Source organism: Sphingomonas sp. GW821-FHT12D09 (genome assembly GCF_058807215.1).
This window is the reverse complement of record NZ_JBXAQL010000001.1, coordinates 1,700,896-1,722,780: the sequence shown is the minus strand read 5'-3', so window position 1 is coordinate 1,722,780 and position 21,885 is coordinate 1,700,896. Positions and strand designations below refer to the sequence as shown.

Genomic DNA, 21,885 nt, shown 5'->3' with positions numbered 1-21,885 from the left:
CCCAATAGATGCCCGGCGCAGTTACGGTCCGGCTGGCGTAAAATGATAGAAAAATCAGACGCTAAACGTAGATGTCTCGATGTAGTTGATCAAAAAGTACCAGTAAAGCGCAAGGTTATATGTTTTTTTTGGTGTTTTTGACTCGGTTCCTGTTGCCCGTGCGACTTTTGTATTAGGCTAATTTATCATCCGGACTAGTAAAAAAATTTTTTACCTTTGTTGATAATGTCCAGATTTATAAGGATATGTTAATGGCTGAAGCGATGCAGCCAGCAAGTCGTACTTTGCTAGGTCTTGTCGTGGCAATATTTGTCGCACCCGTAGTCACGGCAGTCTGTCTCATGATCATGACACTATTGGGTCCGCGAGGAGGCCCGATGGAATTCTGGGATTTTATCGGAGGAACTCTGACGTTTCTCGTGATAGCACTCCTGTTCGGCGGCCTGCTGGCAGCTTTGCCCACTTTGATAGTCGGAAGTATCGTGATAGCTGCTGCGCGCTCGCTCGGCACCAACTCTCCCATCTTCTTTGCCGCTGCGGGGTTACTGGCTGGCATGGCTATCGCATGGGCCGATACTCAGCGCTCGCAGAGCGTTTTCAACATGCTGGAAGCGATCCCGTTTCTAATCAGCGGGTGCTCAAGCGCACTATCCTATTGGTGGGTGGCCGAGCGCTAACGTGCGGCTTTCACTATTCCGACCTCGGCCAGCCTCCGGCGCTTTGCGGCCGATATATTATATAGCGCTCGCGCTGTGTGTCGGTCGATACAGCGTCGGATCGTAGGCGCGTGCCGTGCGACGAGCCAGCGAGAGCCTCCAGTGACAGATATTTCTTCGTCCTCCGCTGGTTGGACCGCTGCAGAGCTAGACCGCGTCACGCTGGGGAGTTCGTCGTTGAGGCGGGTGCGTGGCTTGCCGCAATCGTGCAGGATTCTGACAATGCTATCCTGAGCAAGGCGCTAGAAGGCACGATCGCGACCTGGAATGCGGGCGCCACCCGATTATTTGGCTATACGGCAGAAGAAGCGGTGGGAAAGCCCGTTACCATCCTCATTCTCGAGGATCGGCTAGGCGAGGAGGATCACATCCTCTCGCGGTCGCGCGCGGGCGAGCGGGTCGATCACTTCGAAACGGTGCGCCGCCACCAGGACGGAAGTCTGTTCGATGTATCCTTGACGGTATCGCCGGTGCGCAACGCTGCCGGTGATAGCATCGGCGCATCCAAGATCGCGCGCAACATTACCGAGTTGAAGTAGTCTCGTATAGGGCAGTCTATCCTGCTGCGCGAGATGAACCACCGGATCAAGAATATCTTCAGCTTGGTAGGACGTCACATTGCACTGAGCGCGCGCGATGCCGGCGATGTCGGAGGGTTGCAACAGGTATCCTCTCGAAGCTGGAAGCGTTGGCGCTGATCTTACTCTGCCCGACCTGCGAGAGGATGATGCGGTCGAAAAATCAATGACCTTGGCGACGCTGATCGACACGATTCTTGCGCCATCAGGCATAGTGGCACGCGTGCCTTGATTTCCGGCGAGGATTTGCTGCTATCAGGGATAGTGCTGACTTCGGTCGCGCTTCTGTTTCACGAGATCGCCATAAACGCGGCTAAATATGGTGCATTATCGACGGCGTAAGGCAGCATCCGCGTTGCGATGCGCCGCGAGAAAGGGCTGTTCCTCGTCGAGTGGAAAGAGCGTGACGGACCACCCGTCCCTCAGGAACCCGGTGCGATGGGTTTCGGCAGTCTGCTCGAAGGGGCGACCATGCGCGGGCTTCGCGGAACGATCGAGCGTCATTGGGAACCGGAAGGCCTGCGGGGGTTATCTCTGGTTTCCCGGGGATCGGATCGCCGTCTAGGCGTCGCGCTCTCGTCCTTGGACGGCGTGCCGGCCGAGCACTATCCGCCTCAACTGATCCTGCGACGTGTCGAAACTGTCCAGGAGGGGATGCGATCGCCGGAAGGCTTGACTGCTGCTACCTAGGGCGGCTGCGAACCGGCACTTCCAAGGTAGGACTGAGGCAACGGATACATAGTGCTGCCTGCGTCGCGCCCCTATCGGTTTCCTGCTCATTCACCGTGATCGACAATGGCGATACTGTGCTGGCCCGCCGATACTTCCGCGCTTGCAGGAGTCCAGAAGCCTGCGGCAGACGGCCTGGGTGGCCTGTTTGGTGCACGCGGGCAAGCCCGTCGAGCGCTAGTCGTCTTGCTCGGTGCACAGGGACATGACGGCCTTTCCATGTCGATGCTCGGGGTGACATCCGGTACAGGGCTAGCTGTCGCGGGTGTTCCAGGCGTCCGGAAGGTGTTGCCGCGATGCAACAAGAATTCGAAAGGGGAGGCAGAGCGCAACTCTCTGAGTCTCCATGCATTCTCTCCTTCGCTTCGCTTTCGATGCTACCCAAATCTGGCAGCGCGGAAAGCGAGGAAGGTTCATTACGAGGTCAATCACACATGCGTAACATTCTCGCCGCCGCGGTCTTCGCCGCGCTGCCGTTCATCGTCCCCACTGCTCAGGCTCAAGATAGCGAGACTGCGACGACCACCACCGTCACCGAAACCGCGCCCGACGGCACCAAGGCGTTCGGCTTCGAGCCCTATGTCGGCATCCTCGGCGGCTATGAGCGCTTCGACGAGCAGCCCAATGCCGGCATCCCGCCCTCGAACAACGGCCGCGCCTTTGACGGCGGGCTCGTCTCGGCCGTCGCCGGCTTCAACGTGCCGCTCGGCCCGGTGTTCGTCGGCGCCGAAGGCAATGTCGTGAAGGGCTTCAAGGGCGATATCGACTGGGAATATGGCGCCGCCGGCCGCTTCGGCCTGCGCGCCGGTGAGAGCGGCATGATCTATGGCAAGGTCGGCTATCAGTGGGTCAATTTCGCCGCGCTCGGCGACAACAGCCGCGACTATCACGCGATGACCTATGGCGCCGGCGTCGAGGTCGGCCCGAAGGACATCGGCCTCGGCGGCATCACCGGCAATAGCGGCGTGCGCCTGCGCATGGAGATCAACACCTTCAACAGCGCCAAGAGCATCCGCCCGATGGCGGGCGTGATCGCGCACTTCTAAAGCACGCTACTCAGGACTGGCGGCGCGACCCTAGTGTCGCGCCGCCATTTTTTGCGCCTGCGGTTTGCTGCGTACTTGGCGGGCTACCTTGGGAGCTTATCCATTGCAGGGAAGGCATATCATGCAAGCAGAAGACCGAGTAAATCGTGCCAGATCGGAGTGCCATTTGTCTGCTTCTCACCGGCCTCAATTCCTGACGGGCAGACAGTTGAGTTGGTGGATACATTTAAACTTATATGGACAGATCGCCATAAGGAGCGTATAAAAAGCGGGTCGGATAGATTTGGTGAAGGCAATAAGCCAGAACTCGAACCAAAGGTTCGCCCGCATGGAAGGGAATATTTGCGGGTATAAAAATTGATTTCAATTTTAATTAGAGAAACATTCTCAAATTGATATCGATATTTTTACGGTTCTCTTCTGGCACCATTACCCCATTCGCTGATATTCCAGCGAATGGGTAAGCTTCAGAGAAATAAAAAAATATCGCTATATGCGGGCCGACAGGTCCGCAGTCGTTCGCGTGCGAGTGGGGGGCTTTCGGGGCTGGCGATCAAGAGCTTGGAAATCTGTTCGGTTGGGCGATCGCCGATCCGGTTGGACATCAGTGGTTTCGTCAAAAATCATCTGGACCTTGTGGGCAGAGGCCGGCGCGGAAAGTCCTGCTTCATGTTCGCCGCGTTCCACAGGAAGCTCGCCAGGATGATCGAAGCCTGGCGCATGTCGTCGGGCTCGAGATGGTCATAGGTGTCGAGCGACGTGTGGTGCATGCGGCCATAATCGTCCCAGTCCTGGATGAACTGATATCCCGGCACGCCGACGTCCTGCATCGCGTCATTGTCGGATCCGCCCTGGCCAAGGATCGCGACGGTCGATGCGCCCATGGATTCGAACGGCTTGAACCATTCGCGAAAGATCGGGATCGCCGTCAGATTGTTGTCCGCGAAGATCCCGCGGATCTTCCCGGCGCCGTTGTCGAGGTTGAAATAGACCGACATCTCGCGCCAGCTCGGCAGGGGCACGATCGGCCAGCGATGCCACCAGCGCAGATATTTGGCCTCGCCGGTCAGTTGCGGATCGCCGGGGTCGCCGCGCGTGGCGAAATGCCGCTCGACATAGTTGATGCTGCCGAATTCGCCCTGTTCCTCGCCACCCCACAAGGCAAAGCGGATGGTGCGCCGCGGCCGCGGCATCGTCGACAGGATCCGCGCCGCCTCCATCACCATCGCGACGCCCGCGGCATTGTCCGCGGCACCGTCGCCGGGCGTGACGCTGTCCAGATGCGCGCCGGCCATGACATAGGCCGCCTTGGGATCGGTGCCGGCGATGTCGGCCAGCACGTTATAGGCCTGATGATCGCTCTCGTCGAACTGGACCGCCAGGTCGAGCTGGAGCGTGGGGGCGGACCCGCGTTCGGCGAGGCGGACGAGGCGACGATAATCCTCGGCGGCGATTTCCACGCCCGGCAGGGGCATTTCGTCGCCGGGGGCGAACCGGGCGCCATCGCCCTGGATCAGCTTCCCGTCCGCGCGCGGGATCCGCACCAGGGCTAGCGCCCCTTCGGCTTTCAGAAAGGCCTGCAGCGCGCGCGGGAATGCGAAGTTCCGCTTCCAGCTGGCCGATCCGTCCGATGATGGCCGGGGAAGGGCATGGACGTCCATCTTGGCCAGGTCGTCGACCGATTGCCGGCTATAGGCCATGACCGGCTTGGCGGCGTCGGGCGAGGAGATCAGGACGATCCTGCCCGACAGTCTGCCCTTCCATTGTGCGAAATCGGCCTCGCTGGTCATTGGCGCGAAGACGATCGGCGCGGTGATCGGGCCGTTGGTGCCGGGACTCCAGCTGATCGGGCCGGCGGTGAGTTGCAGCGGTCGCGGCGCGATCATCCGCACGCTGAGATGCTCCATCCACCAGCCATGGCCGAACGGGAAGCCTTCGGTGCGCACGCTGGTGAGGCCCCAGCCGCGGAACTTGTCCTGCGTCCAGGCGATCGCCTTGCGGTGGCCGGGCGAGTTGGTCAGCCGCTGGCCGATCTCGTCGGTCAGGTATCCGGCGATGCCCATCACTTCGCTGTGCCGTCCGCCTTCATCGACGATCCGGTCGGTTGCGGTCAGGTCGACGGACTGGGCGCCGACGCCCAGCGGCGTGGCGGCGAGCAGCGCGCCGCACGCGCCCAATGCCGTGCGGCGCGAAAGCCCGCGCTTCGCCATGCCTCTCACCAAGCCTTGCGCAGCGAGAGGCTGACGAAGCGGCCCAGCGGCGAATAGTTGGTCGAATCATAGTTGACCGTCGTGTTGCTGAATGGCGCGAGATAAGGCGGCTTCGCATTGGCGAGGTTCTGCACGAACACGCCCAGCTCGAATCCTTTCAGCGGGCCTGTTGTCGCAGGTGCCTTCCACATCAGCGTCAGGTCGAGCGTGACCAAGTCGTCGCCCTTCGCCGGGGGGCTCGCATTCGCGTCGAGGACCGGGCCGATATAATTGGCGAAGAAGGCCGTCGTGACGCTGCCGAAATGACCGGTCGCGCCGCCGCGCGCGCGGAAATGGGGCGGGTTGAAGTTGGCGCCGGCGAGCTGGAACGACGGCAAGCTCGCGGTGTTGCGCTGGCTGCTCGTCAACCAGCTGCCCTGGCCCGACACGATGGTGTCGCCGCTCGCGATCGGGATCCGGTAGGTGCCGCCCAGGTCGACGCCGTGGATGCGCTGGCGGGAGGCGTTGACCAGGTTGTTGTTGATGACCGCGACGACCTTTGCGGGATCGTAGGGCGCGCCCGAGGAATTGCGGAGTCCGGTGGGCGTCCGTGCGATCAACGCGGCCAGTTGCGCCGCGCTCGGCGCGTAATCGATGAATTCCTGCACCGCGGGATTGGTCAGCGCGCCGAGCGCGCCGTTGCTGACCGGCTGGGTGACGCGGTCTGTATAGTCGACGTCGAAATACGTCGCCGACAGGTTCAAGCCCGCCACTGCGCGCGGATGGAGGTCGAGCGTGGCCGACCAGGTGCGCGCGCGCTCCGGCCCCAGGTCGGGATTGCCGCCGCCGGTGATCAGCACCGTCGAGCCGGCGGGATAGGCGCCGCCGCCAAAGGCCGCCGCTTGCTGCAGATTGGCGGAGTAGGGGGTGTATTGGTTGCTGAGGGTGGGCGCCTTGAACGAGCGGCCCCAGGAAAGCTTCAGGTCGAGATCGGGTGCAGGCGCATAGACCAGGCCCAGCTTGGGCGTGGTGACGCCGCCAAACCGGTCATATTCCTCGTGGCGCAGCGCCGCCGAGATGCTGAGCTGGCGGAGCAGCGGCATCGCGTTGGCGTCCGAGACCAGCGGCACGGACAGCTCGCCGAAGCCGTAATAATTGCCGATGCCGCCATTGCCGTAATTGCGGGTGGGCGAAAAGGCGTGGAGGTGGCTGAACCGATAGCCGCCGCCCGTCGCCAGCCGGACATCGCCGCCGGGCAGGCTGAACAGGCGGCCCTCCAGGTCGAGCTCTCCGCCATAGGCATAGTTCCGGTAGAAGATCTCGCCGCCGTAATTGTCGCCGGTCGCCGTATCTATATAGTCGTCGAAGCGATGCGTGTCGTTGCGGCCGAACGAGCCGTTGAGCGTCGCGGTCCAGTCTCCGGCGAGGCGCCATGTCAGCGTTGGCGAGACGCTGTAATTCTCGTTGGTGTAGCGCGTGGTCGCCGCGAAGCCGGGGTCCGAATATTCGGCGCCGTCGCTGTGCCGCCAGCTGTAGAGCGCGTCGATGCTGAACGTCAGGCTGTCGGTGACGTCCTGGTGCGCGGTCGCCAGGGCGCTGAAATGCTTGTGCGCGTCGAGCAGCGTGTTCGGGCTGACGACATAGCGCGTATAGTCGCGCTGGTCGGAGCGCACGGCATTCTGGTGATCGAATTGCAGCGCGACGAGCATGCCGCCGGTGCCCCAGCGCTTTCCGCCGACCGCCTCATACTGGTTGAGGAAGCCGCCTCCATCCGTCGCCGTGCCGATCCGCGCCGAGGCGGCGAGGCCGTCATAGTCGCTGCGCAGGATGACATTGGCGACGCCGGCGACGGCGTCCGATCCGTACAGCGCCGATGCGCCGTCGGGCACGACCTGGATCTCGCGCACCGCGTCGATCGGGATCGCGGAGACGTCGATGGCCTGGGCGGTGCCGTCATAGGGGAGCCGCCGGCCGTTGAGCAGCGTCAGGGTCGCATCCGGGCCAAGGCCGCGCAGGTTGAGCGCCGACGATCCCGACGAATTGGTGTTGGCCGTCGTCCCGGCCTGGAACCGCGCGCCCGGGTTCTGGCCGCCGCTATAGTTGCTGGGGATGTCCCGGATCACTTCGCCCAGGTCGCGCTGTCCGGCCTCGCGCATTTGCTGGTTGTCGATGCGCAGCACCGGGGAGGCGATGGCGGCATTGCGGATATGCGTGCCGGTGACGACGATGGCGGGCTCTGCCGCGGCCACTTCTGTGACATGGGGAACGTCGTCCGAGGCAGAGAACGCCGTGGGGCGGATGAGGATCACGCCCGAGCGGCCGCTCTGCGCCACCAGTCCCGAGCCGGCGAGCAGTTTCGCAAGCGCCTCGGCAGGGGTGAACGCACCCCGCAGCGCGGGCGAGCGCTTGCCGCGTACCGACCCGGCGTCGAAGCTCAGCTGCTGGTGCGATGCGCGCGCAAATGCCTTGAGCGCCGCGCCCAGATCCTGCGCGGGAATGTCGAACGTGACCGTGACGGCCTGGGCGTAGGCCGGGACGCCGTGCGCGAACAGCGCGAGCGCCGCCAGGGCCGTGTTGCGCTTCAACTTCGAACCAATTGCCTTCCGCATGCGATACCCCCCGAGAGCGGCAACCCCGCCGCTGGAGAGTGAGACGTCCGACCCGCGGCCAGGGACAGCGATGCGCGACAAAATTGTGACAAGTCACCTTTGACGGAAGGTGATTTCGCCATTGCCGCGCGCCGCCCGCACCGTCGCCAGCGTCGTGACGGCCTCGACAAAGGCGTCCGTATCCCCGGCGGTGAACACCCCGCTGACATGCGCCGCCGCCGCGCCGGCATCGCCGATGCGCAGCGTCTCCTTCGAATAGCGGTTCACCCGGGCGACTGCCGAGGCCAGTGGCTCGTCATCGAAGATCAGCTGGCCTGTCTCCCAGCTCAGCGACTGCGGCACGTCCGCGGCCTCCACGGTTCCGGCACCCGCGCCGAGCTGCATCACAAGCTCCCTGCCGGGCACCAGGATCTGGTCGGCGGCCGCCTTGCTCCCGGGGCGGGATCCGGCGCGCGGGATCGGGGCATGGCTGTCCCGGTCGAGAACCGCGACATGCCCTTCGTACAGCAGCACGTGCACGCGCCGGTCGAGCATCTCGACGGTAAAGGCAGTGCCGGTCGCAACGACGATCTTGTCGCCCGCCGTCACGCTGAACGGCCGCAGCGGGTCCTTGGCGACGTCGAATTTCGCGCGGCCGCGAACCAGCACCAGTTCGCGCCGGCCGCGCTCCATGCGGACATCGACCTCGGTATCGGCATCGAGCGACAGTTTCGAACCATCCTCTAGCATCGCCAGCTGCCGCTCGCCGATGCCGGTGCGATAGACCTGCGTCGGCACGTGCAGGAGGATTGCCGTCAATGCCGCCACGGCCAGGCAGGCCGCAACCGCACCGCTCCAGGCCCATCGCGGCGCGACTCGCCGGGTCCAGCGCCGACGGTTCGCGCGCCGGAACGTCTCCAGCGCAGTGCTGCGCAGGTGGATGAGTTCGGGGCGGTTGGACACATCGTCGATGGCGTCCCAGACGTCGGCGGCGTCTGCGAATGCCTGGGCATTGTCGGCCTCGGCCAGCCATCGATCGAATGCCGCCTGGTCGGCTGGGGTCAGCGGCCCTTCTGCCAGGCTGAGGCACCAATAGCCTGCCTGCTCGTCGCGATCGGGCATTTCATCGAAAGCGGCGCTCATCGGATGTCTCGCATCTTGCGGACGAGCAGCGCCATCGCCCGTGCGACATGCTGCTTCACCGCGCTGGCGGAAATGCCGAACGCAGTCGCGATAGCATCCTGGCTCATATTCTCCACGCGGTAGAGGATGAAGATGGCGCGGGTGCGCTCGGGCAGGTCGCCCATCGCCTGGCCAAGCAGCGTGAGCTGCTCGCGCCCTTCGGCAAGGCGATGCGGATCGAACCCGTCATAGTCTCGGCCGGACTCGGCGCTGAGGCCTTCCCTGTAGCGATCCCGAACCCGATTCTTGCGGAAGCGGTCGACCAGCAGGTTCTGGGCGATCTGGAAGATATAGACGTCCGGCGCGGCATTCTCCCCCCGCCGCAGCATCCGCACGAAGACTTCCTGCACCAGGTCCTCGGCTTCGCTCGGATTGCGCACCCGCCGCAGGAAGAACGCCGTCAGCGCCGGTCGCCAGCGCCGATTGAGTTCTTCCGCCTCCGAAGCGTTCGCCGGTTCCACAAGATACCCTATCTGGTCCGCTGGTCGAAGGTTAGACGTTCGAGAGCGAATGAGGGACAGCTTGCGTTCGCGGGCAGGCTGCAGGTCGCATCGTCGCCGGTTTGCGCCGCAGCGAAGTCAGAGGCCGATCTTCTTGAGCCTGGCCTCGATCGCCGCCGCCGCGGGCGTGCTGCGATCGATCCTGTTTAGCATGGTTCGTAGCCTCGACGCGGCGTTGCGGTAGGCCTGCCAGCGCGTGCGCCGGGCAATTCGGGTCACATAGGAGGCGGGCAGATCGAGCTTCAGCTCTTCCCCAGCCAGAAGAGCCTCGATCACCGACAATGCATCTCGAACGCCCTCGGCCCGACCGGCTCGAAATTCGGTGCTTTCCATCATTGTCCTCGAACTTTGTGCGTCATGGGGCGTGAGAGCTCCTGCTTGCTATGAAGTTAGTCGATTGAATTTCCCGATCGTACCTGCTGGATTACCAAGGGATTCAGGGATTTGGAATTCCGGCGCGCTGGACCTTCGAGGACGCCATGCCGAATGCCGCGCGCATGCCTTGCAATGTAGGATTTCGCCTGCTTTGCCTGTCGTGCAGGGATGCCCTGCACTGCTCTTTGACTCGGTGGACTCGCATTTGGTCAACGCTTCGGTTGAATCCTCACCCGCGCCCGCGTGGACTACCAAGAGATTCAAGAGAATCTACAACCACTCGGTTGAATGTCTCGAACCGCATGCCTGAGCCGGCTGGAGAATGAACTCGACTCCTGGCCGAGCCACACTTGATCTCGCGCGAAGGCCATATCTTGTGCTATCGAATGCATGTGACCGTACGAAACGCCTCCTTTACCGACGCGATCGCCGCGGTGCTGCGCGAGGCATCGGCGACTGCGGTGATGCCGCGCTACCGGGCGCTTGCCGCCGGCGACGTGGAGGAGAAGTCGCCTGGAGAGTTGGTGACGACTGCCGATCGCCAGGCCGAAGCGATCATCGCGCATGGCCTCGCCGCGATCCGTCCCGACGCCCGCTTCGTGGGCGAAGAGGCCTGTGCGCAAGATCCCTCCCTGCTGCAACGTCTCGACGAGGGCGCGGTCTGGATCGTCGATCCGATCGACGGGACCGGCAACTTCGCCGCGGGACGCGAGCCCTTTGCCCTGATGGCCGCCCTGCTCGACGAAGGCGAGATCGTTGCCTCGTGCATCTTCGACCCGGTCCATGACAGACTCGCCGCTGCCGAGCTGGGCGCCGGTGCCTGGCTGAACGGCGTGCGGATCGCCAGCAGTCCCGGCTCTCCGGGGGTGTCGCAGCTCTCCGGCATCGTCAGCGGCTTCTCGCAGCCGGCGAACATGGAGCCACGCGTCGCGGCGCTGTCCAGGGTTGCCGGCGAAATCGTGCCGACACGGCGTTGCGCCGGCGACGAATATCCCATCATAGCGTCTGGGATGCGGCACTTCGCCCTCTACTGGCGGACATTGGTGTGGGACCATGCGCCGGGCGTGCTCTTCCTCACCGAGGCTGGCGGCAAGGCCGCCCGTTTGGACGGTGCCGCCTATCGGCCGGCGGACGCGCGCGGCAGCACCATGCTGCTGGCCCAGAGTCCGGAAATCTGGTCGGACGTGCAGTCGGCGCTGATGCGCTGACTCTCCTGCGCGTCAGGCCTTGGCGAGCCGGTCAAACGCCTGCAGCCGAGCGAGAAGCGCCGGCATTTCGTGGAGCGGAACCATGTTGGGCCCGTCGCTCGGCGCGACATCCGGATTCTCATGCGTCTCGATGAACACCGCCGCGACGCCGACCGCGATCGCGGCACGCGCCAGCACGGGTACGAACTCGCGTTGCCCGCCCGAGGTCTCGCCCTGTCCGCCCGGCTGCTGCACGGAATGGGTGGCGTCGAACACCACCGGGCACCCGGTCTGCGCCATGATCGGCAGCGCGCGCATGTCGCTCACCAGCGTGTTGTAGCCGAAGCTCGCGCCCCGCTCGCACAGCATCACGCGATCATTGCCGCTCGCAGCGATCTTGGCGGCGACATTCTTCATGTCCCATGGCGCGAGGAACTGGCCCTTCTTGACGTTGATCGCGCGGCCCGTCTCCGCGGCCGCAACCAGCAGGTCGGTCTGGCGGCACAGGAAGGCGGGGATCTGCAGGACATCGACAACCTCGGCAACCGGCGCGCACTGCGCGGCGTCGTGCACGTCGGTGATCACCGGACAGCCGAAGCGCTCCCGCACTTCCGCGAAGACCTCGAGCGCCTTGCCCATTCCGATGCCGCGCGCCGAATTGATCGAAGTGCGGTTCGCCTTGTCGAACGAGCTCTTGTAGATCAGCCCGATCCCGAGCGCGCCGCACATCTCCGCAAGTGCCGATGCCGTGTCGAGGGCGTGTTCGCGGCTCTCCATCGCGCAGGGGCCGGCGATCAGGACGAAGGGCTTGTCATTGGCGATCTCAAGCGCGCCGAGGGTGACGGTCTTCATGGTTCAAATCCTCAGAATGCGCCGCATTCGGCGAGGATCTCGCCGACATCGCGCCCGCGCGCCGCGTGCATGCGGATCCGCGCCTCGTTGCTCATGACATCCCAGGCCGCCGCTTCGACTTCGGCCCAGCGCTCGCGGGGGACGACGATGACGCCGTCCTCATCCGCGAACACGACGTCGTCGTTGCGAACCTGCACGCCACCCATGATGACCGGCCGGTTCATCGCGCGCAACGTGCCATCCAGCTTGATGTCGTTGCAATGGCGGACCCGCGCATAGACCGGGAAGCCGAGCGCGCGGACATCGGCGGTGTCGCGCGTCGTTCCGTCGATCACCGCGCCCACAGCGCCCGAACGGATCGCGAGATTGGCGTTGAGGTCGCCGAAATAGGCGCGGTCGGGCACGTCGGTGGCGACCATGATCACGTCGCCGGGCCGGATGAAACGATAGGATTCGAGCGCGCCATAGATGCCCTTCCAGGCATCGGGACCTTCGTCGGGGCGGATCGCGCCCAGCTCGAGCGTCTTGGCCCGGCCGAACAGCTTGCCGCCGCTGGTGGGGCGCAGGCTCGGCGGCAGGACCGCCGCGATGCCCTTGTCCTTGCAGATATCGGCAAGGACGGTGGACGAGAGATGCGAGATCATCGCGCGGAACCGCGTGACCTCCACCGCGCGCTGCCCTGCGGCCACGGTCTCGGCGATCTGCAGGTCGGAGCCCCGATTGATGTCGATCTGCTCCATCGGATCGAGATCGAACAGGATCGGCCGCACGCCATAGCGCCGTGCCGGCACTTCTCCGGAGGGCGAGCGGCGGACGATATAGAGGCTCATCGCCTCGATCACGGTATTCGGCAGATCGACGCTGTTGGGGATGCGGCCGGTGCCATAAGCGGGGGTCTCGCCGTTCCAGCAATATTGCTTGGCGCTGCTCACGGCGACGAGGCTGTCCGCCTCCGGATCGGCGAGCAGCGTGTCGATCGCCCGGCTGATCGTTTCGGACGAGACGAACGGCGCGGTGCACAGGATCTGGATCCACAGATCGGCATCGGGGCGCTGGCTGCACTCCCAGGCGAACATCTCGTGCCCGTCGGTGGCGTTGCTCGCCAGCGCCACGGGACGCCGCAGGCGCGAGACCGGCAGGTCGCTGGCCAGCTCGGCGAGCGCGTCGGACTCGGTGTCGAGGCACACTTCGGTGATCGCAGCGCAATCGAGCGCCTGGCGGAGCTTGCGCTTGAACAGATATTCGCCGTCGAGCACCGCAATGTTCTTGTCCCGAACTCGCTCGCTGCTGCCCTTGGCGGGGATGAATGCGACAATCTTCATGGTCAAACCCAGGTCCTAGTTCAGGTCGTTGGCGTGCAGCATCCCGCGCAGCACGCCTCGGTCATCCACCACCGGCAGCACCAGCAGGCCGCGGTCCACCGCGCCTCGCAGCACCAGCACATCCCCGATCGTCGCGGTTACATCCACGACATGCGGGCTGCGCTGCATCACGCTGTCGGCGCGGGTGGCGTAGAGATCGCAGCGCGCCTGCATGTGGCGGCGCAGGTCGCCGTCGACGATCAGGCCCAGCAGGCGATCCTGCTCGTCGACCACGCAGACCGCGCCCATGCGCTTTGCCGACATGATCGGCAGCAGTTCCGCCATCGACACCGAGCCGAGAACCTTGGGCAGGTCATCGCCCTGCCGCATCAGGCTGGCGACCGGGATCATCTGGCGGCCGAGCAATCCGGCCGGGTGATGGCGCAGAAAGTCGCCGCGGGTGAAGTTGCGCGCCCGGCTGGCCGCTACCGCCAGCGCGTCACCGACCGCCAGGTGAAGCGTGGTGCTGGAAGTCGGTGCCATGCCGATATGGTCCGCTTCTCCATCAACGGCCGCGGGGATCAGGAAATCGACCGCGCGGCCCAGTGGCGAATCGGGCCGGCCGACTATTCCCACCAGGCGGCAGTCGCGCGCCTTGAGCAGCGGCAGGATGCGCACGATTTCATCGGTCGTGCCGCTGTTCGACAGCAGGATCACGACATTGCCGGTCTGGACCGCGCCCAGATCGCCATGCGCCGCCTCGCTGGCATTGAGGAAGAATGCCGGCGTCCCGAGGCTCGAGAAGGTCGCGGCGAGCTTGGCAGCGATATGCCCGGACTTGCCGACACCCAGCAGCACGATCGGGCGATGCTGCCGGGCGATCAGATCGACGACAGCCGGAATGCAGCCGGGCATCTCCGTCAGGAAATGCGTCAGCGCATCGCGCTCCGCCGCGATCACGTCGTGGAACCAGCCCTGGGCCGATGCCGCCTCGGCTCTGGGCAGAATGTTCGCCAGGGCGTTCATTGGCATGCCTCCGGCATGACCTGACGCAACCGGGCGATGCCCGCCGGCCAGCGCAGGGGATCGACGGGACAGTCGATCCGCCGCAGCAGTTCCGCCGCGGTGAGGTCGGGATCGCGCGGATCGATCACGTTGTTCAGGATGTGGAAGGCGAACCAGGTCCTGGCGTACGCAAGGTCGGGCCGCGCCGCGGTTCCGGCGGTGACCGCCGTCGTGAAGCTTTCGAAATCGCGATAGGCGTTGAGCCACGCCCCCGTCTCGAAGCGCGTGCGCCGTAGCGTGGGCGTGCCGAAAAAGGCGCAATTGGCATAGGATTTCGAATCGCCCACCAGGACTGCATCCGCATCCCGAGCGAGCAGGGTCGTGGAACTCTGCCCCATCGGCGTCGCGCTGGGCACGAGGCGCATTCGGTCCGTGTGCTGCGCGACGACCGCCTCGAGCGCGCTGTTATCGGCCTCTTCTGCGTTGAGCGGGTGATTGGTCAGCGCGAGGAAGATGCGCGGATCGATGGCGGCGGCAATCTCGGCGACGAGGTCGGCATTCGCGCGGGCACCGACGCGCAGCGAAGGAAAGAAGTTCTCGGGGCCCTCGAATTCGAGCGGCACGGCGATCACCGGTCGATCCGAAGGAAGCTGCGCCCATTCCCGGAATGCTTCGCGAGCGCCCGGATCCGGCTGGAATTTCTGCTGGAGATGATCCCAGGCGGGCGCGATCAGGGCGTCGAGTTCGGCACGTTGGGCAGCGTCCAGCGCGGGCAGGCAGCCATGGTCGAACGGCTGCTGCTGCAGGATGATCCAATGATAGTGCAGCGGGAAGGGCGGTACGCCGCCTTCCATCAAATAGCGGACCTTGCCGGGAAACTGGCCGACCGTCTCGCAATCGGCGGCGCGCGCGAGCACATAATCCGGCGCAAGCGTGCGAACGAACGCCACGATTGCGTCTCGGTCGGCAGGGTTCTCGCGCATGCCCTCATGTCCGGCGCCATCGACGATATGCCAGCACACCGAAGGCAGGTCGGCGCAGCGTTCGAGCTCCCGCGGGCCGATGCCGGTCTTGTTCCAGGGCGCGGGCGCGAGCACATGCACTTCGGTCTCAATCGCCAGCACGCGGATAAGCGGCTCGACGATGTTGTCGAACCACCAGGGCGCCACGACGGGCAGGTAGAAAAGGACCCTCACGCGCCCGGCCAGCCTTCCGGGCGCGCGCCAACCGGCTCGGCTTCAGCCAGTCCATGGCCGGCGGGTAGGTCGGGGTGGAAGCGCTGCATGAACCCATTTTAGAGGGCCAGAGCGACGCTGTGCGGCGAAGCTAGGAAAATATTGCCTAGTGCATGCCGGGAAGCGGATTCGTCGCGTCAGCTATTTGGGGATTTGCCGATTGCGATACCAATATATGGAATAAACTATCACATTGTACGTCCGGCGTTTGGCGGCTATTTTCTATATCGGAAACCGGAAGATCGGCTTGGCAGGGAGGATGAAGATGCGCGCTCGTGCGGCGTTGATCGCGTGCTTGCTGGCATTCGGATGCGTGCGGAGCGCGGGCCCGGAAACCGTGACCAACCCTGATGCTTGGGTGATCGAGGCCGAGCGGCCGGCGCAGGTGGTTTTTGGCGACGGTATCGACATCGATACGCCGGCCGGACTTTCCCTGTGGCGGCGGATGCCGTTGGAAGGGCCGGTCGCGATCAGCTTCGATGCGATGGCGGTCGCCAAGGGTGGACCGAACGACCAGGTCAGCGATCTCAATGCCTTCTGGATGGCGCGTGACCCGAACGAGGTCGACGGATCGGTCTTCGCGAAACGCCGCTCGGGCGCGTTTGCCGGCTATGACGACCTGGCGACCTATTATGTCGGGATCGGCGGCAACCGGAACACGACGACGCGCTTCCGCCGCTATGTCGGCCGGGCGGGCGATCGGCCGTTGCTGCCGGAACACGACCTGCGCGGCGCCCCCAATCTGCTCGTCGCCAATCGCTGGACGCACATCCGGCTGGTCGCCGACGGCGGCGCCATCGCGGTCGATCGCGACGGGAAGCGCCTGTTCACGCTTGCCGACCCCGAACCCTATCGGCGCGGCTGGTTCGCGCTGCGGACGACCAAGAGCCATTTGCGCATCCGCAACCTGCGCATCGGCAAACCCTAGGAGAATGCGATGCGCATGACGCGGCGGACGATGATGCGGGGCGGTTTGCTCGCGAGCGGAGCTTCCTGGGGCGGGGTGCGGGTGGCGGAGGCGCGCCCGGCCGCGCTGGCGGCGCCGGTGCGGTGGATCGACGGTGCGGCGCCGGCCTTGCATGCCGGGCAGGCCTTCGGCGTCGCATGGCCGCGCGGGGCGGTGTCGAAGCGCCAGCGGCTGCAGGTACGCAGCAGGGCAGGGGTGCCGGTGGCGTCGCAGAGCTGGCCGACCGCCTTCTGGCCCGATGGCTCGGTCAAATGGACGGCGCACGCGCTGCCCGCCGATGCGACCGGGGAGGAATTTGTCGTCGGGGCGGGTGCGGAGACCTTGCCCGCGGCGCCGGTGCAGGTCAGCGAGAGCGCCGACGCGATCGTCATCCACTCGGGCGCGCTGGTCTGGGAGATCGGCCGTTCGGGCGACGCGATCGTCCGCTGCGCGCGGAGCGGGGATCGCGCGATACTCGGCCGCGTCGCGCTGGTCGGCGAAGTGCGCAGCGTGCCCGAAGGCCTGCGCCAGGCGCTGACCTGCCAGGTCGATCGCACCACGGTCGAGCAGGACGGTCCGGTGCGCGCGGTGGTCAAGGTCGAGGGCTGGCATCTGGCGGGGGACCGCAAGTTGCTGCCCTTTTCGGTCCGGCTCTATGCCTATGCAGGATCGGCGGCGCTGCGTGTAGTGCATAGCTTCGTCCATGACCTCGATCCCGCGCAGACCTGTATCTCGGGCCTGGGCATCGTCGCGACGGTACCGATGCGCGGCGAGCTTCACGATCGCCATGTCCGCCTGGCGACCGGTGACGAGGCGATGTTCGCCGAAGCGGTTCGCCCGCTCACCGGCCTGCGCCGCGATCCCGGCAAGCGCGCGCGCGAGGCCCAGGTGGCGGGCAAGCCGGTGCCGCCGACCGCCGAGCTGCGCGCGCCGGTGCGCGAGCTGCTCGAACGCATCCCGGCCTGGGGCGATTTCAGCCTCGCCCAGCTTTCGGCGAACGGCTTCACCCTCGCCAAGCGCACCGGCGAAGGCCATGGCTGGATCGATGCCGGCGAAGGGCGGCGCGCGCCGGGGCTCGGCTATGTCGGCAGCCCGCAGGGCGGCGCCGCGATCGGACAGCGCTATTTCTGGCAGCGCCACCCGGCCCAGACCGACATACGCGGCGCCGCGACCGACAGCGCCACGCTCACCGCCTGGTTGTGGTCGCCTGATGCCAGGCCGATGGACCTGCGTCCCTTTCACGGCACGATGGGTATGGAGAGCTACGATGCGCAGAACCAGGGGCTCGATATCACCTATGAGGATTACGAGCCGGGCTGGGATACGCCGAACGGGATCGCGCGGACGAGCGAGCTGACGCTCTGGGCATTCGACGCCACGCCCGAGACCGCGCATCTTCAGGCGCTCGCCCGCGCCGCGGCGACGCCGCCGCAGCTGATGGCTGATCCCGCGCATCTCCACGCCGCGGGCGTGTTCGGGGACTGGGGACTGCCCGACCGTTCGACGCCGAAGCGCGCGCGGATCGAGGACCGGCTCGCCAACCTGGTCGATTTCTACGCCGGCGAAGTCGATCGGCGCAGCTGGTACGGATTCTGGAATCACGGCGACGTGATGCACAGCTATGATGCGGACCGGCATCAGTGGCGCTACGACATCGGCGGCTTCGCCTGGGACAATAGCGAGCTCTCGACCGATCTGTGGCTATGGTATGCGGCGCTGCGCTCGGGCGACGCGCAGACCTGGCGGCTCGCCGAGGCGATGACGCGGCACACCAGCGAAGTCGATGTCTATCATCTCGGCCGTTTCGCCGGGCTCGGCACCCGCCACGGCGTGCAGCATTGGAGCGACAGCTCGAAGCAGCCGCGCGTCTCCAATGCGCTCTACCGCCGCATCTTCTACTATCTCACCGCCGACGAGCGCACCGGCGACCTGATGCGCGAGCTGATCCAGAGCGAAAAGGCGCTGCTCAGCGTCGAGATCGGCCGCAAGGTGCCGAGCAACCAGCACCGCGCGCTGCCCGAGGGTGTGATCGAGATGAGTTTCGGGACGAGCTGGTGCACGATCGCCGGCGCCTGGCTGGCCGAATGGGAGCGCACCGGCGACACCAGGTGGCGCGATCGGCTGACCGCGGGGATGGACAGCATCGGCCGGCTGCCGCACGGCTGGATGACCGGCAGCGCGCCCTATGAGATCAGGAGCGGGCGCTTCCTGGACATAGGCGACAAGATCGGCCTCTCGCATCTCAACGCGGTGTTCGGCGCGGTCGAGGTCAGTTCGGAGCTGCTCTCGCTGCTCGACGTGCCCCGCTATCGCACCGCCTGGCTGGAATATTGCCGCTGGTATAATGCGCCGCGCGAAGCCTATCTCGCCAGGTTCGGCGAGCCGTTCGGCCCGCGCAACCTGCGCCAGGGCCATTCGCGGCTGACGGCCTATGCCGCGCAGCGGGAGAAGGATTCCGCCCTCGCGGCGCGCGCGGCGACGGAATTCTACTCGGGTGATGCCGGGATGGGGGTGCCGGCGAGCGACCCGCGCGTGGCGCTTCCGGGCGGTGTGGTCGAATGGCCGGGCGTCTCGACCAACGGGTCGGCGCAATGGGGGCTGGCGGCGATCCAGAATCTTGCGCTGGTAGCGGAGGCGTTGGACTAGCGCCTAGTCTGAAGCCTTGTAACGGCCGACAAGGGCTCAATCGCGAAGACGGTCGCGCATACAGCGCCGCCATGCCGCCGCAGAAGACCCGCATATGATCTTTGCGCTGGTGCGCTTGTTGCTGAAATGGAAGGCCAAGGGAGGATTCCGGCCCGTCCCCTTGTTTGGCAATTTAAATCGTGGCCGCCGGAACGAGCGGCGTAGCTCTATGTTCTCACTGGACAATCCCGGAGAGAGACATGAGCGAAACACGCGACAGGCCGCCGCTGGACGACGCGCCCCTTGCCACCTCGAAGCACGCTTCCGAAGCGAGGGACGTGGCGACCGAGCAACTGGTCGAGCCCCGCGGCGACACGCTGATCGGCCGCGCTGTCACGATCAATCGTCCGCGCAAGGAGCTTTACGCCTTCTGGCGCGACTTCGGAAACCTCGCGACCTTCATGGATAATGTCGAGCGCATCGATGTCGTCTCGCCCGAGCGTTCGCATTGGGTGGTTAAGGCGCCCGGCGGCAAGACCGTCGAATGGGACGCAACGGTCACCGAGGAGATCGAGGACGCGTTGATCGCCTGGGCTTCGGACCCCGGCGCCGATGTGGCCAATAGCGGCCGGATCGAGTTCCGCGACGCCGGTGCGCGCGGCACGGTCGTCACCGCGACCATCCTCTACGATCCGCCCGCCGGCGTGCTCGGCAAGGTGATCGCCAAGATGTTCCAGCGCGAGCCGGCCATCCAGGCGCGGCGCGACCTGCGGCGCTTCAAGCAGCTCATGGAAACCGGCGAGATCGCCACCTCGTCCCGCACCCGGGCGCAGCTCGAAGAGGAGAAGAACTGATGCGCGCGCTGGCATGGCATGGAAAGCACGACGTGCGCGTCGATACCGTCGACGATCCGGAGATCCTCAACCCGCGCGACGCAATCATCAAGATCACCGCCACCGCGATCTGCGGCTCGGACCTCCATCTCTACGACGGCTTCATCCCGACGATGCAAGCCGGCGACATCCTTGGCCATGAGTTCATGGGCGAAGTCGTCGAAGTCGGCCCCAAGTCGACGCTCCAGAAGGGCCAGCGCGTCGTGGTGCCGTTCACCATCGCGTGCGGCAGCTGCTACCATTGCGGCAAGCATCAATATTCGGCGTGCGACAATGGCCTGCCTGCGGACAATCAGGATATCGGCCAGGAGATGTACGGCCAGCCGATGAGCGGCCTGTTCGGCTACAGCCATCTCACCGGCGGCTATGCCGGCGGGCAGGCGGAATATGTCCGTGTGCCGTTCTCGGATGTCGGCCCGATCGTCATTCCGGACGGTATCGAGGACGAGAAGGTGCTGTTCCTGTCGGACATCCTACCCACCGGCTGGATGGCGGCGGAGAATGCCGGGATCGAGCCCGGCGACACCGTGGCGGTCTGGGGTTGCGGACCGGTTGGGCTGTTCGCGGTGCAGTCGGCCTTCCTGATGGGAGCCGAGCGGGTGATCGCGATCGACCATTTCCCCCACCGGCTCGAACTCGCGAAGAAGTTCGGCGCGGAGACGATCAACTTCGAGGACACCGCCACCTATGAGGCGCTGATGCTGATGACCGGCGGCATCGGCCCGGACGCAGTGATTGACGCGGTTGGCCTGGAGGCGCACGGCTTCTTCGTCGACAATGTCCTCGACCAGATCAAGAAATCGACCTTCCTCGGCACCGACCGCACCCACTCGATCCGCCAGGCGATCCTCGCCTGCCGCAAGGGCGGGCGCGTCTCGATGCCGGCGGTCTATGGCGGCTTCGTCGACAAGTTTCCCCTGGGCGCCTTCATGGAGAAGGGGCTGACGCTCAAGACCGGGCAGACGCATGTCCAGCATTACATGCCGGCGCTGCTCAACGCGATCATGGAAGAGAAGATCGATACGACCTTCCTGATCAGCCACACCCTGGGGCTCGAGGATGCACCCAAGGGCTACAAGATGTTCCACGACAACCAGAACGAAGTGACCAAGGTCGTGCTCAAGCCCGGCCTGGCGATCGCAGCGGAGTAATCGACATGGCGAAATTCGGAATCATCACCGGCGCATCGAGCGGAATCGGCGCGCAACTGGCGAAGCTCGCCGCGGCGGACGGCTATGAGCTGCTGCTCGTCGCGGATACGCCCTTCGTCGATCCGTCGGCAGGCATTCCCGGCGCCGAGACGCTGGAAGTCGATCTATCGACCAACGAAGGCGTCGACCGGCTGCTCGGTGCCGCCAGCGGGCGCCGCATCGACCTGCTCTGCGCCAATGCCGGGCACGGCCTGGGCGGCCCGTTCCTCGACCATGATGTCACCGACTGGCGCCACGTGATCGATACCAACATCACCGGCACGATCTATCTGCTCCAGAAGGTCCTTAGGCAGATGGTCGCGCAAGGCGAGGGCAAGGTGCTGGTCACCGGCTCGATCGCAGGCTGGATGCCGGGCAGCTTCTCGGCGGTCTATAACGGCAGCAAGGCGTTCGTGGACAATTTCACCGCGGCGATCCGCAACGAACTGAAGGAGCATGAGGGCATCACGCTCACCACGCTCGAGCCCGGCCCCGTCGAGACCAACTTCTTCCACCGTGCGGGCATGGACGACACCAAGGTCGGCCAGGGCGAGAAGGCCGATCCGGCGGATGTCGCCAAGGATGGCTGGGACGCGCTCAACGCAGGCAAGGACACGATCATCTCGGGCTGGATGAACAAGCTCCAGGTCGCGGCGGCGGGCGTGTTGCCGCAATCGGTGCCTGCCCAGATGCATCGTGGCATGGCCGAGCCCGGTAGCGGGAAGTGAAGCAGTCGGGCTGGCTCTGC

19 protein-coding genes are annotated in these 21,885 nt (G+C 65.2%); 10 read left to right on the top strand and 9 right to left on the bottom strand.

Annotated elements, in window-relative coordinates; genetic code table 11:
- Window positions 1-377 precede the first annotated feature (377 nt).
- The 4 genes from AC1RPL_RS07685 (at window position 378) to AC1RPL_RS07670 (ending at window position 3,069) form a co-directional block, all read left to right on the top strand.
- On the top strand, window positions 378-677 hold the full coding sequence (locus AC1RPL_RS07685; RefSeq protein WP_493068658.1) for a hypothetical protein: 300 nt from the start codon (window positions 378-380) through the stop codon (window positions 675-677).
- 77 nt (window positions 678-754) lie between these two features.
- Entirely contained in the window at window positions 755-1,255 is a 501-nt protein-coding gene (locus tag AC1RPL_RS07680) for a PAS domain-containing protein (protein ID WP_493068657.1), read from the top strand.
- Between the two features lie 399 nt (window positions 1,256-1,654).
- Complete coding sequence (locus AC1RPL_RS07675; RefSeq protein ID WP_493068656.1) at window positions 1,655-1,984, top strand: hypothetical protein; 330 nt, start codon at window positions 1,655-1,657, stop codon at window positions 1,982-1,984.
- A gap of 473 nt (window positions 1,985-2,457) precedes the next feature.
- The gene (locus AC1RPL_RS07670) at window positions 2,458-3,069 is read left to right on the top strand and encodes an outer membrane protein (RefSeq protein WP_493068655.1); all 612 of its coding nucleotides are present in this window, start codon (window positions 2,458-2,460) and stop codon (window positions 3,067-3,069) included.
- Window positions 3,070-3,692: 623 nt separating this feature from the next.
- Here the strand turns inward: AC1RPL_RS07670 and AC1RPL_RS07665 are convergent.
- From AC1RPL_RS07665 to AC1RPL_RS07645, 5 genes are all read right to left on the bottom strand, one after another.
- On the bottom strand, window positions 3,693-5,279 hold the full coding sequence (locus AC1RPL_RS07665) for a M20/M25/M40 family metallo-hydrolase (RefSeq protein WP_493068654.1): 1,587 nt from the start codon (window positions 5,277-5,279) through the stop codon (window positions 3,693-3,695).
- Between the two features lie 5 nt (window positions 5,280-5,284).
- Window positions 5,285-7,867 (bottom strand): TonB-dependent receptor domain-containing protein, encoded by a 2,583-nt coding sequence (locus tag AC1RPL_RS07660; protein ID WP_493068653.1) that lies wholly within the window; start codon window positions 7,865-7,867, stop codon window positions 5,285-5,287.
- A 93-nt stretch (window positions 7,868-7,960) separates the two neighbouring features.
- A complete protein-coding gene (locus AC1RPL_RS07655; RefSeq protein WP_493068652.1) occupies window positions 7,961-8,989 on the bottom strand; it encodes a FecR family protein in 1,029 nt (342 codons plus the stop codon).
- The gene (locus tag AC1RPL_RS07650) at window positions 8,986-9,489 is read right to left on the bottom strand and encodes an RNA polymerase sigma factor (protein WP_493068651.1); all 504 of its coding nucleotides are present in this window, start codon (window positions 9,487-9,489) and stop codon (window positions 8,986-8,988) included. The genes AC1RPL_RS07655 and AC1RPL_RS07650 overlap by 4 nt, the downstream gene beginning before the upstream one ends.
- A 117-nt stretch (window positions 9,490-9,606) precedes the next feature.
- Window positions 9,607-9,861, bottom strand: coding sequence for a hypothetical protein (locus AC1RPL_RS07645; protein WP_493068650.1), 255 nt, complete (start codon window positions 9,859-9,861; stop codon window positions 9,607-9,609).
- 428 nt (window positions 9,862-10,289) lie between these two features.
- Here AC1RPL_RS07645 and AC1RPL_RS07640 point away from each other — a divergent pair, with 428 nt between their 5' ends.
- Window positions 10,290-11,111 (top strand): inositol monophosphatase family protein, encoded by an 822-nt coding sequence (locus AC1RPL_RS07640; protein ID WP_493068649.1) that lies wholly within the window; start codon window positions 10,290-10,292, stop codon window positions 11,109-11,111.
- Window positions 11,112-11,123: 12 nt separating this feature from the next.
- Here the strand turns inward: AC1RPL_RS07640 and kdsA are convergent, their stop codons facing one another.
- Genes kdsA through AC1RPL_RS07620 form a run of 4 tightly spaced genes read right to left on the bottom strand, consistent with a single transcriptional unit; the run spans window position 11,124 to window position 15,444 of the window.
- The gene (gene kdsA, locus AC1RPL_RS07635; RefSeq protein ID WP_493068648.1) at window positions 11,124-11,942 is read right to left on the bottom strand and encodes a 3-deoxy-8-phosphooctulonate synthase; all 819 of its coding nucleotides are present in this window, start codon (window positions 11,940-11,942) and stop codon (window positions 11,124-11,126) included.
- 11 nt (window positions 11,943-11,953) lie between these two features.
- A complete protein-coding gene (locus AC1RPL_RS07630) occupies window positions 11,954-13,264 on the bottom strand; it encodes an RraA family protein (protein ID WP_493068647.1) in 1,311 nt (436 codons plus the stop codon).
- A 15-nt stretch (window positions 13,265-13,279) separates the two neighbouring features.
- Window positions 13,280-14,269 (bottom strand): KpsF/GutQ family sugar-phosphate isomerase, encoded by a 990-nt coding sequence (locus tag AC1RPL_RS07625; protein ID WP_493068646.1) that lies wholly within the window; start codon window positions 14,267-14,269, stop codon window positions 13,280-13,282.
- Window positions 14,266-15,444, bottom strand: a complete 1,179-nt coding sequence (locus tag AC1RPL_RS07620; protein ID WP_493068645.1) for a hypothetical protein — start codon at window positions 15,442-15,444, stop codon at window positions 14,266-14,268. Before AC1RPL_RS07620 ends, AC1RPL_RS07625 begins: the two co-directional genes overlap by 4 nt.
- A gap of 376 nt (window positions 15,445-15,820) precedes the next feature.
- Here AC1RPL_RS07620 and AC1RPL_RS07615 point away from each other — a divergent pair, with 376 nt between their 5' ends.
- From AC1RPL_RS07615 to AC1RPL_RS07595, 5 genes are all read left to right on the top strand, one after another.
- Window positions 15,821-16,411: a DUF6250 domain-containing protein gene (locus AC1RPL_RS07615; protein ID WP_493068644.1), complete on the top strand. Its 591-nt coding sequence runs from the start codon at window positions 15,821-15,823 to the stop codon at window positions 16,409-16,411.
- A gap of 9 nt (window positions 16,412-16,420) precedes the next feature.
- Window positions 16,421-19,075 carry an exo-rhamnogalacturonan lyase family protein gene (locus AC1RPL_RS07610; protein WP_493068643.1) on the top strand — a complete coding sequence of 885 codons (2,655 nt, stop codon included), beginning with the start codon at window positions 16,421-16,423 and terminating at the stop codon, window positions 19,073-19,075.
- Between the two features lie 239 nt (window positions 19,076-19,314).
- Window positions 19,315-19,908 (top strand): SRPBCC family protein, encoded by a 594-nt coding sequence (locus AC1RPL_RS07605; protein WP_493068642.1) that lies wholly within the window; start codon window positions 19,315-19,317, stop codon window positions 19,906-19,908.
- A complete protein-coding gene (locus AC1RPL_RS07600; RefSeq protein WP_493068641.1) occupies window positions 19,908-21,098 on the top strand; it encodes a zinc-dependent alcohol dehydrogenase in 1,191 nt (396 codons plus the stop codon). Before AC1RPL_RS07605 ends, AC1RPL_RS07600 begins: the two co-directional genes overlap by 1 nt.
- Window positions 21,099-21,103: 5 nt before the next feature.
- Window positions 21,104-21,865, top strand: coding sequence for an SDR family NAD(P)-dependent oxidoreductase (locus AC1RPL_RS07595; protein WP_493068640.1), 762 nt, complete (start codon window positions 21,104-21,106; stop codon window positions 21,863-21,865).
- Window positions 21,866-21,885 lie beyond the last annotated feature (20 nt).

Excerpts from the sequence above, each read along its gene's own strand:
- AC1RPL_RS07685 (WP_493068658.1), top strand. The coding sequence starts at position 378 with ATGGAATTCTGGGATTTTATCGGAGGAACTCTGACGTTTCTCGTGATA.
- AC1RPL_RS07675 (WP_493068656.1), top strand. The coding sequence starts at position 1,655 with ATGCGCCGCGAGAAAGGGCTGTTCCTCGTCGAGTGGAAAGAGCGTGAC.
- AC1RPL_RS07670 (WP_493068655.1), top strand. The coding sequence starts at position 2,458 with ATGCGTAACATTCTCGCCGCCGCGGTCTTCGCCGCGCTGCCGTTCATC.
- AC1RPL_RS07665 (WP_493068654.1), bottom strand. The coding sequence starts at position 5,279 with ATGGCGAAGCGCGGGCTTTCGCGCCGCACGGCATTGGGCGCGTGCGGC.
- AC1RPL_RS07660 (WP_493068653.1), bottom strand. The coding sequence starts at position 7,867 with ATGCGGAAGGCAATTGGTTCGAAGTTGAAGCGCAACACGGCCCTGGCG.
- AC1RPL_RS07655 (WP_493068652.1), bottom strand. The coding sequence starts at position 8,989 with ATGAGCGCCGCTTTCGATGAAATGCCCGATCGCGACGAGCAGGCAGGC.
- AC1RPL_RS07645 (WP_493068650.1), bottom strand. The coding sequence starts at position 9,861 with ATGGAAAGCACCGAATTTCGAGCCGGTCGGGCCGAGGGCGTTCGAGAT.
- AC1RPL_RS07640 (WP_493068649.1), top strand. The coding sequence starts at position 10,290 with ATGCATGTGACCGTACGAAACGCCTCCTTTACCGACGCGATCGCCGCG.
- kdsA (WP_493068648.1), bottom strand. The coding sequence starts at position 11,942 with ATGAAGACCGTCACCCTCGGCGCGCTTGAGATCGCCAATGACAAGCCC.
- AC1RPL_RS07630 (WP_493068647.1), bottom strand. The coding sequence starts at position 13,264 with ATGAAGATTGTCGCATTCATCCCCGCCAAGGGCAGCAGCGAGCGAGTT.
- AC1RPL_RS07625 (WP_493068646.1), bottom strand. The coding sequence starts at position 14,269 with ATGAACGCCCTGGCGAACATTCTGCCCAGAGCCGAGGCGGCATCGGCC.
- AC1RPL_RS07610 (WP_493068643.1), top strand. The coding sequence starts at position 16,421 with ATGCGCATGACGCGGCGGACGATGATGCGGGGCGGTTTGCTCGCGAGC.
- AC1RPL_RS07605 (WP_493068642.1), top strand. The coding sequence starts at position 19,315 with ATGAGCGAAACACGCGACAGGCCGCCGCTGGACGACGCGCCCCTTGCC.
- AC1RPL_RS07600 (WP_493068641.1), top strand. The coding sequence starts at position 19,908 with ATGCGCGCGCTGGCATGGCATGGAAAGCACGACGTGCGCGTCGATACC.
- AC1RPL_RS07595 (WP_493068640.1), top strand. The coding sequence starts at position 21,104 with ATGGCGAAATTCGGAATCATCACCGGCGCATCGAGCGGAATCGGCGCG.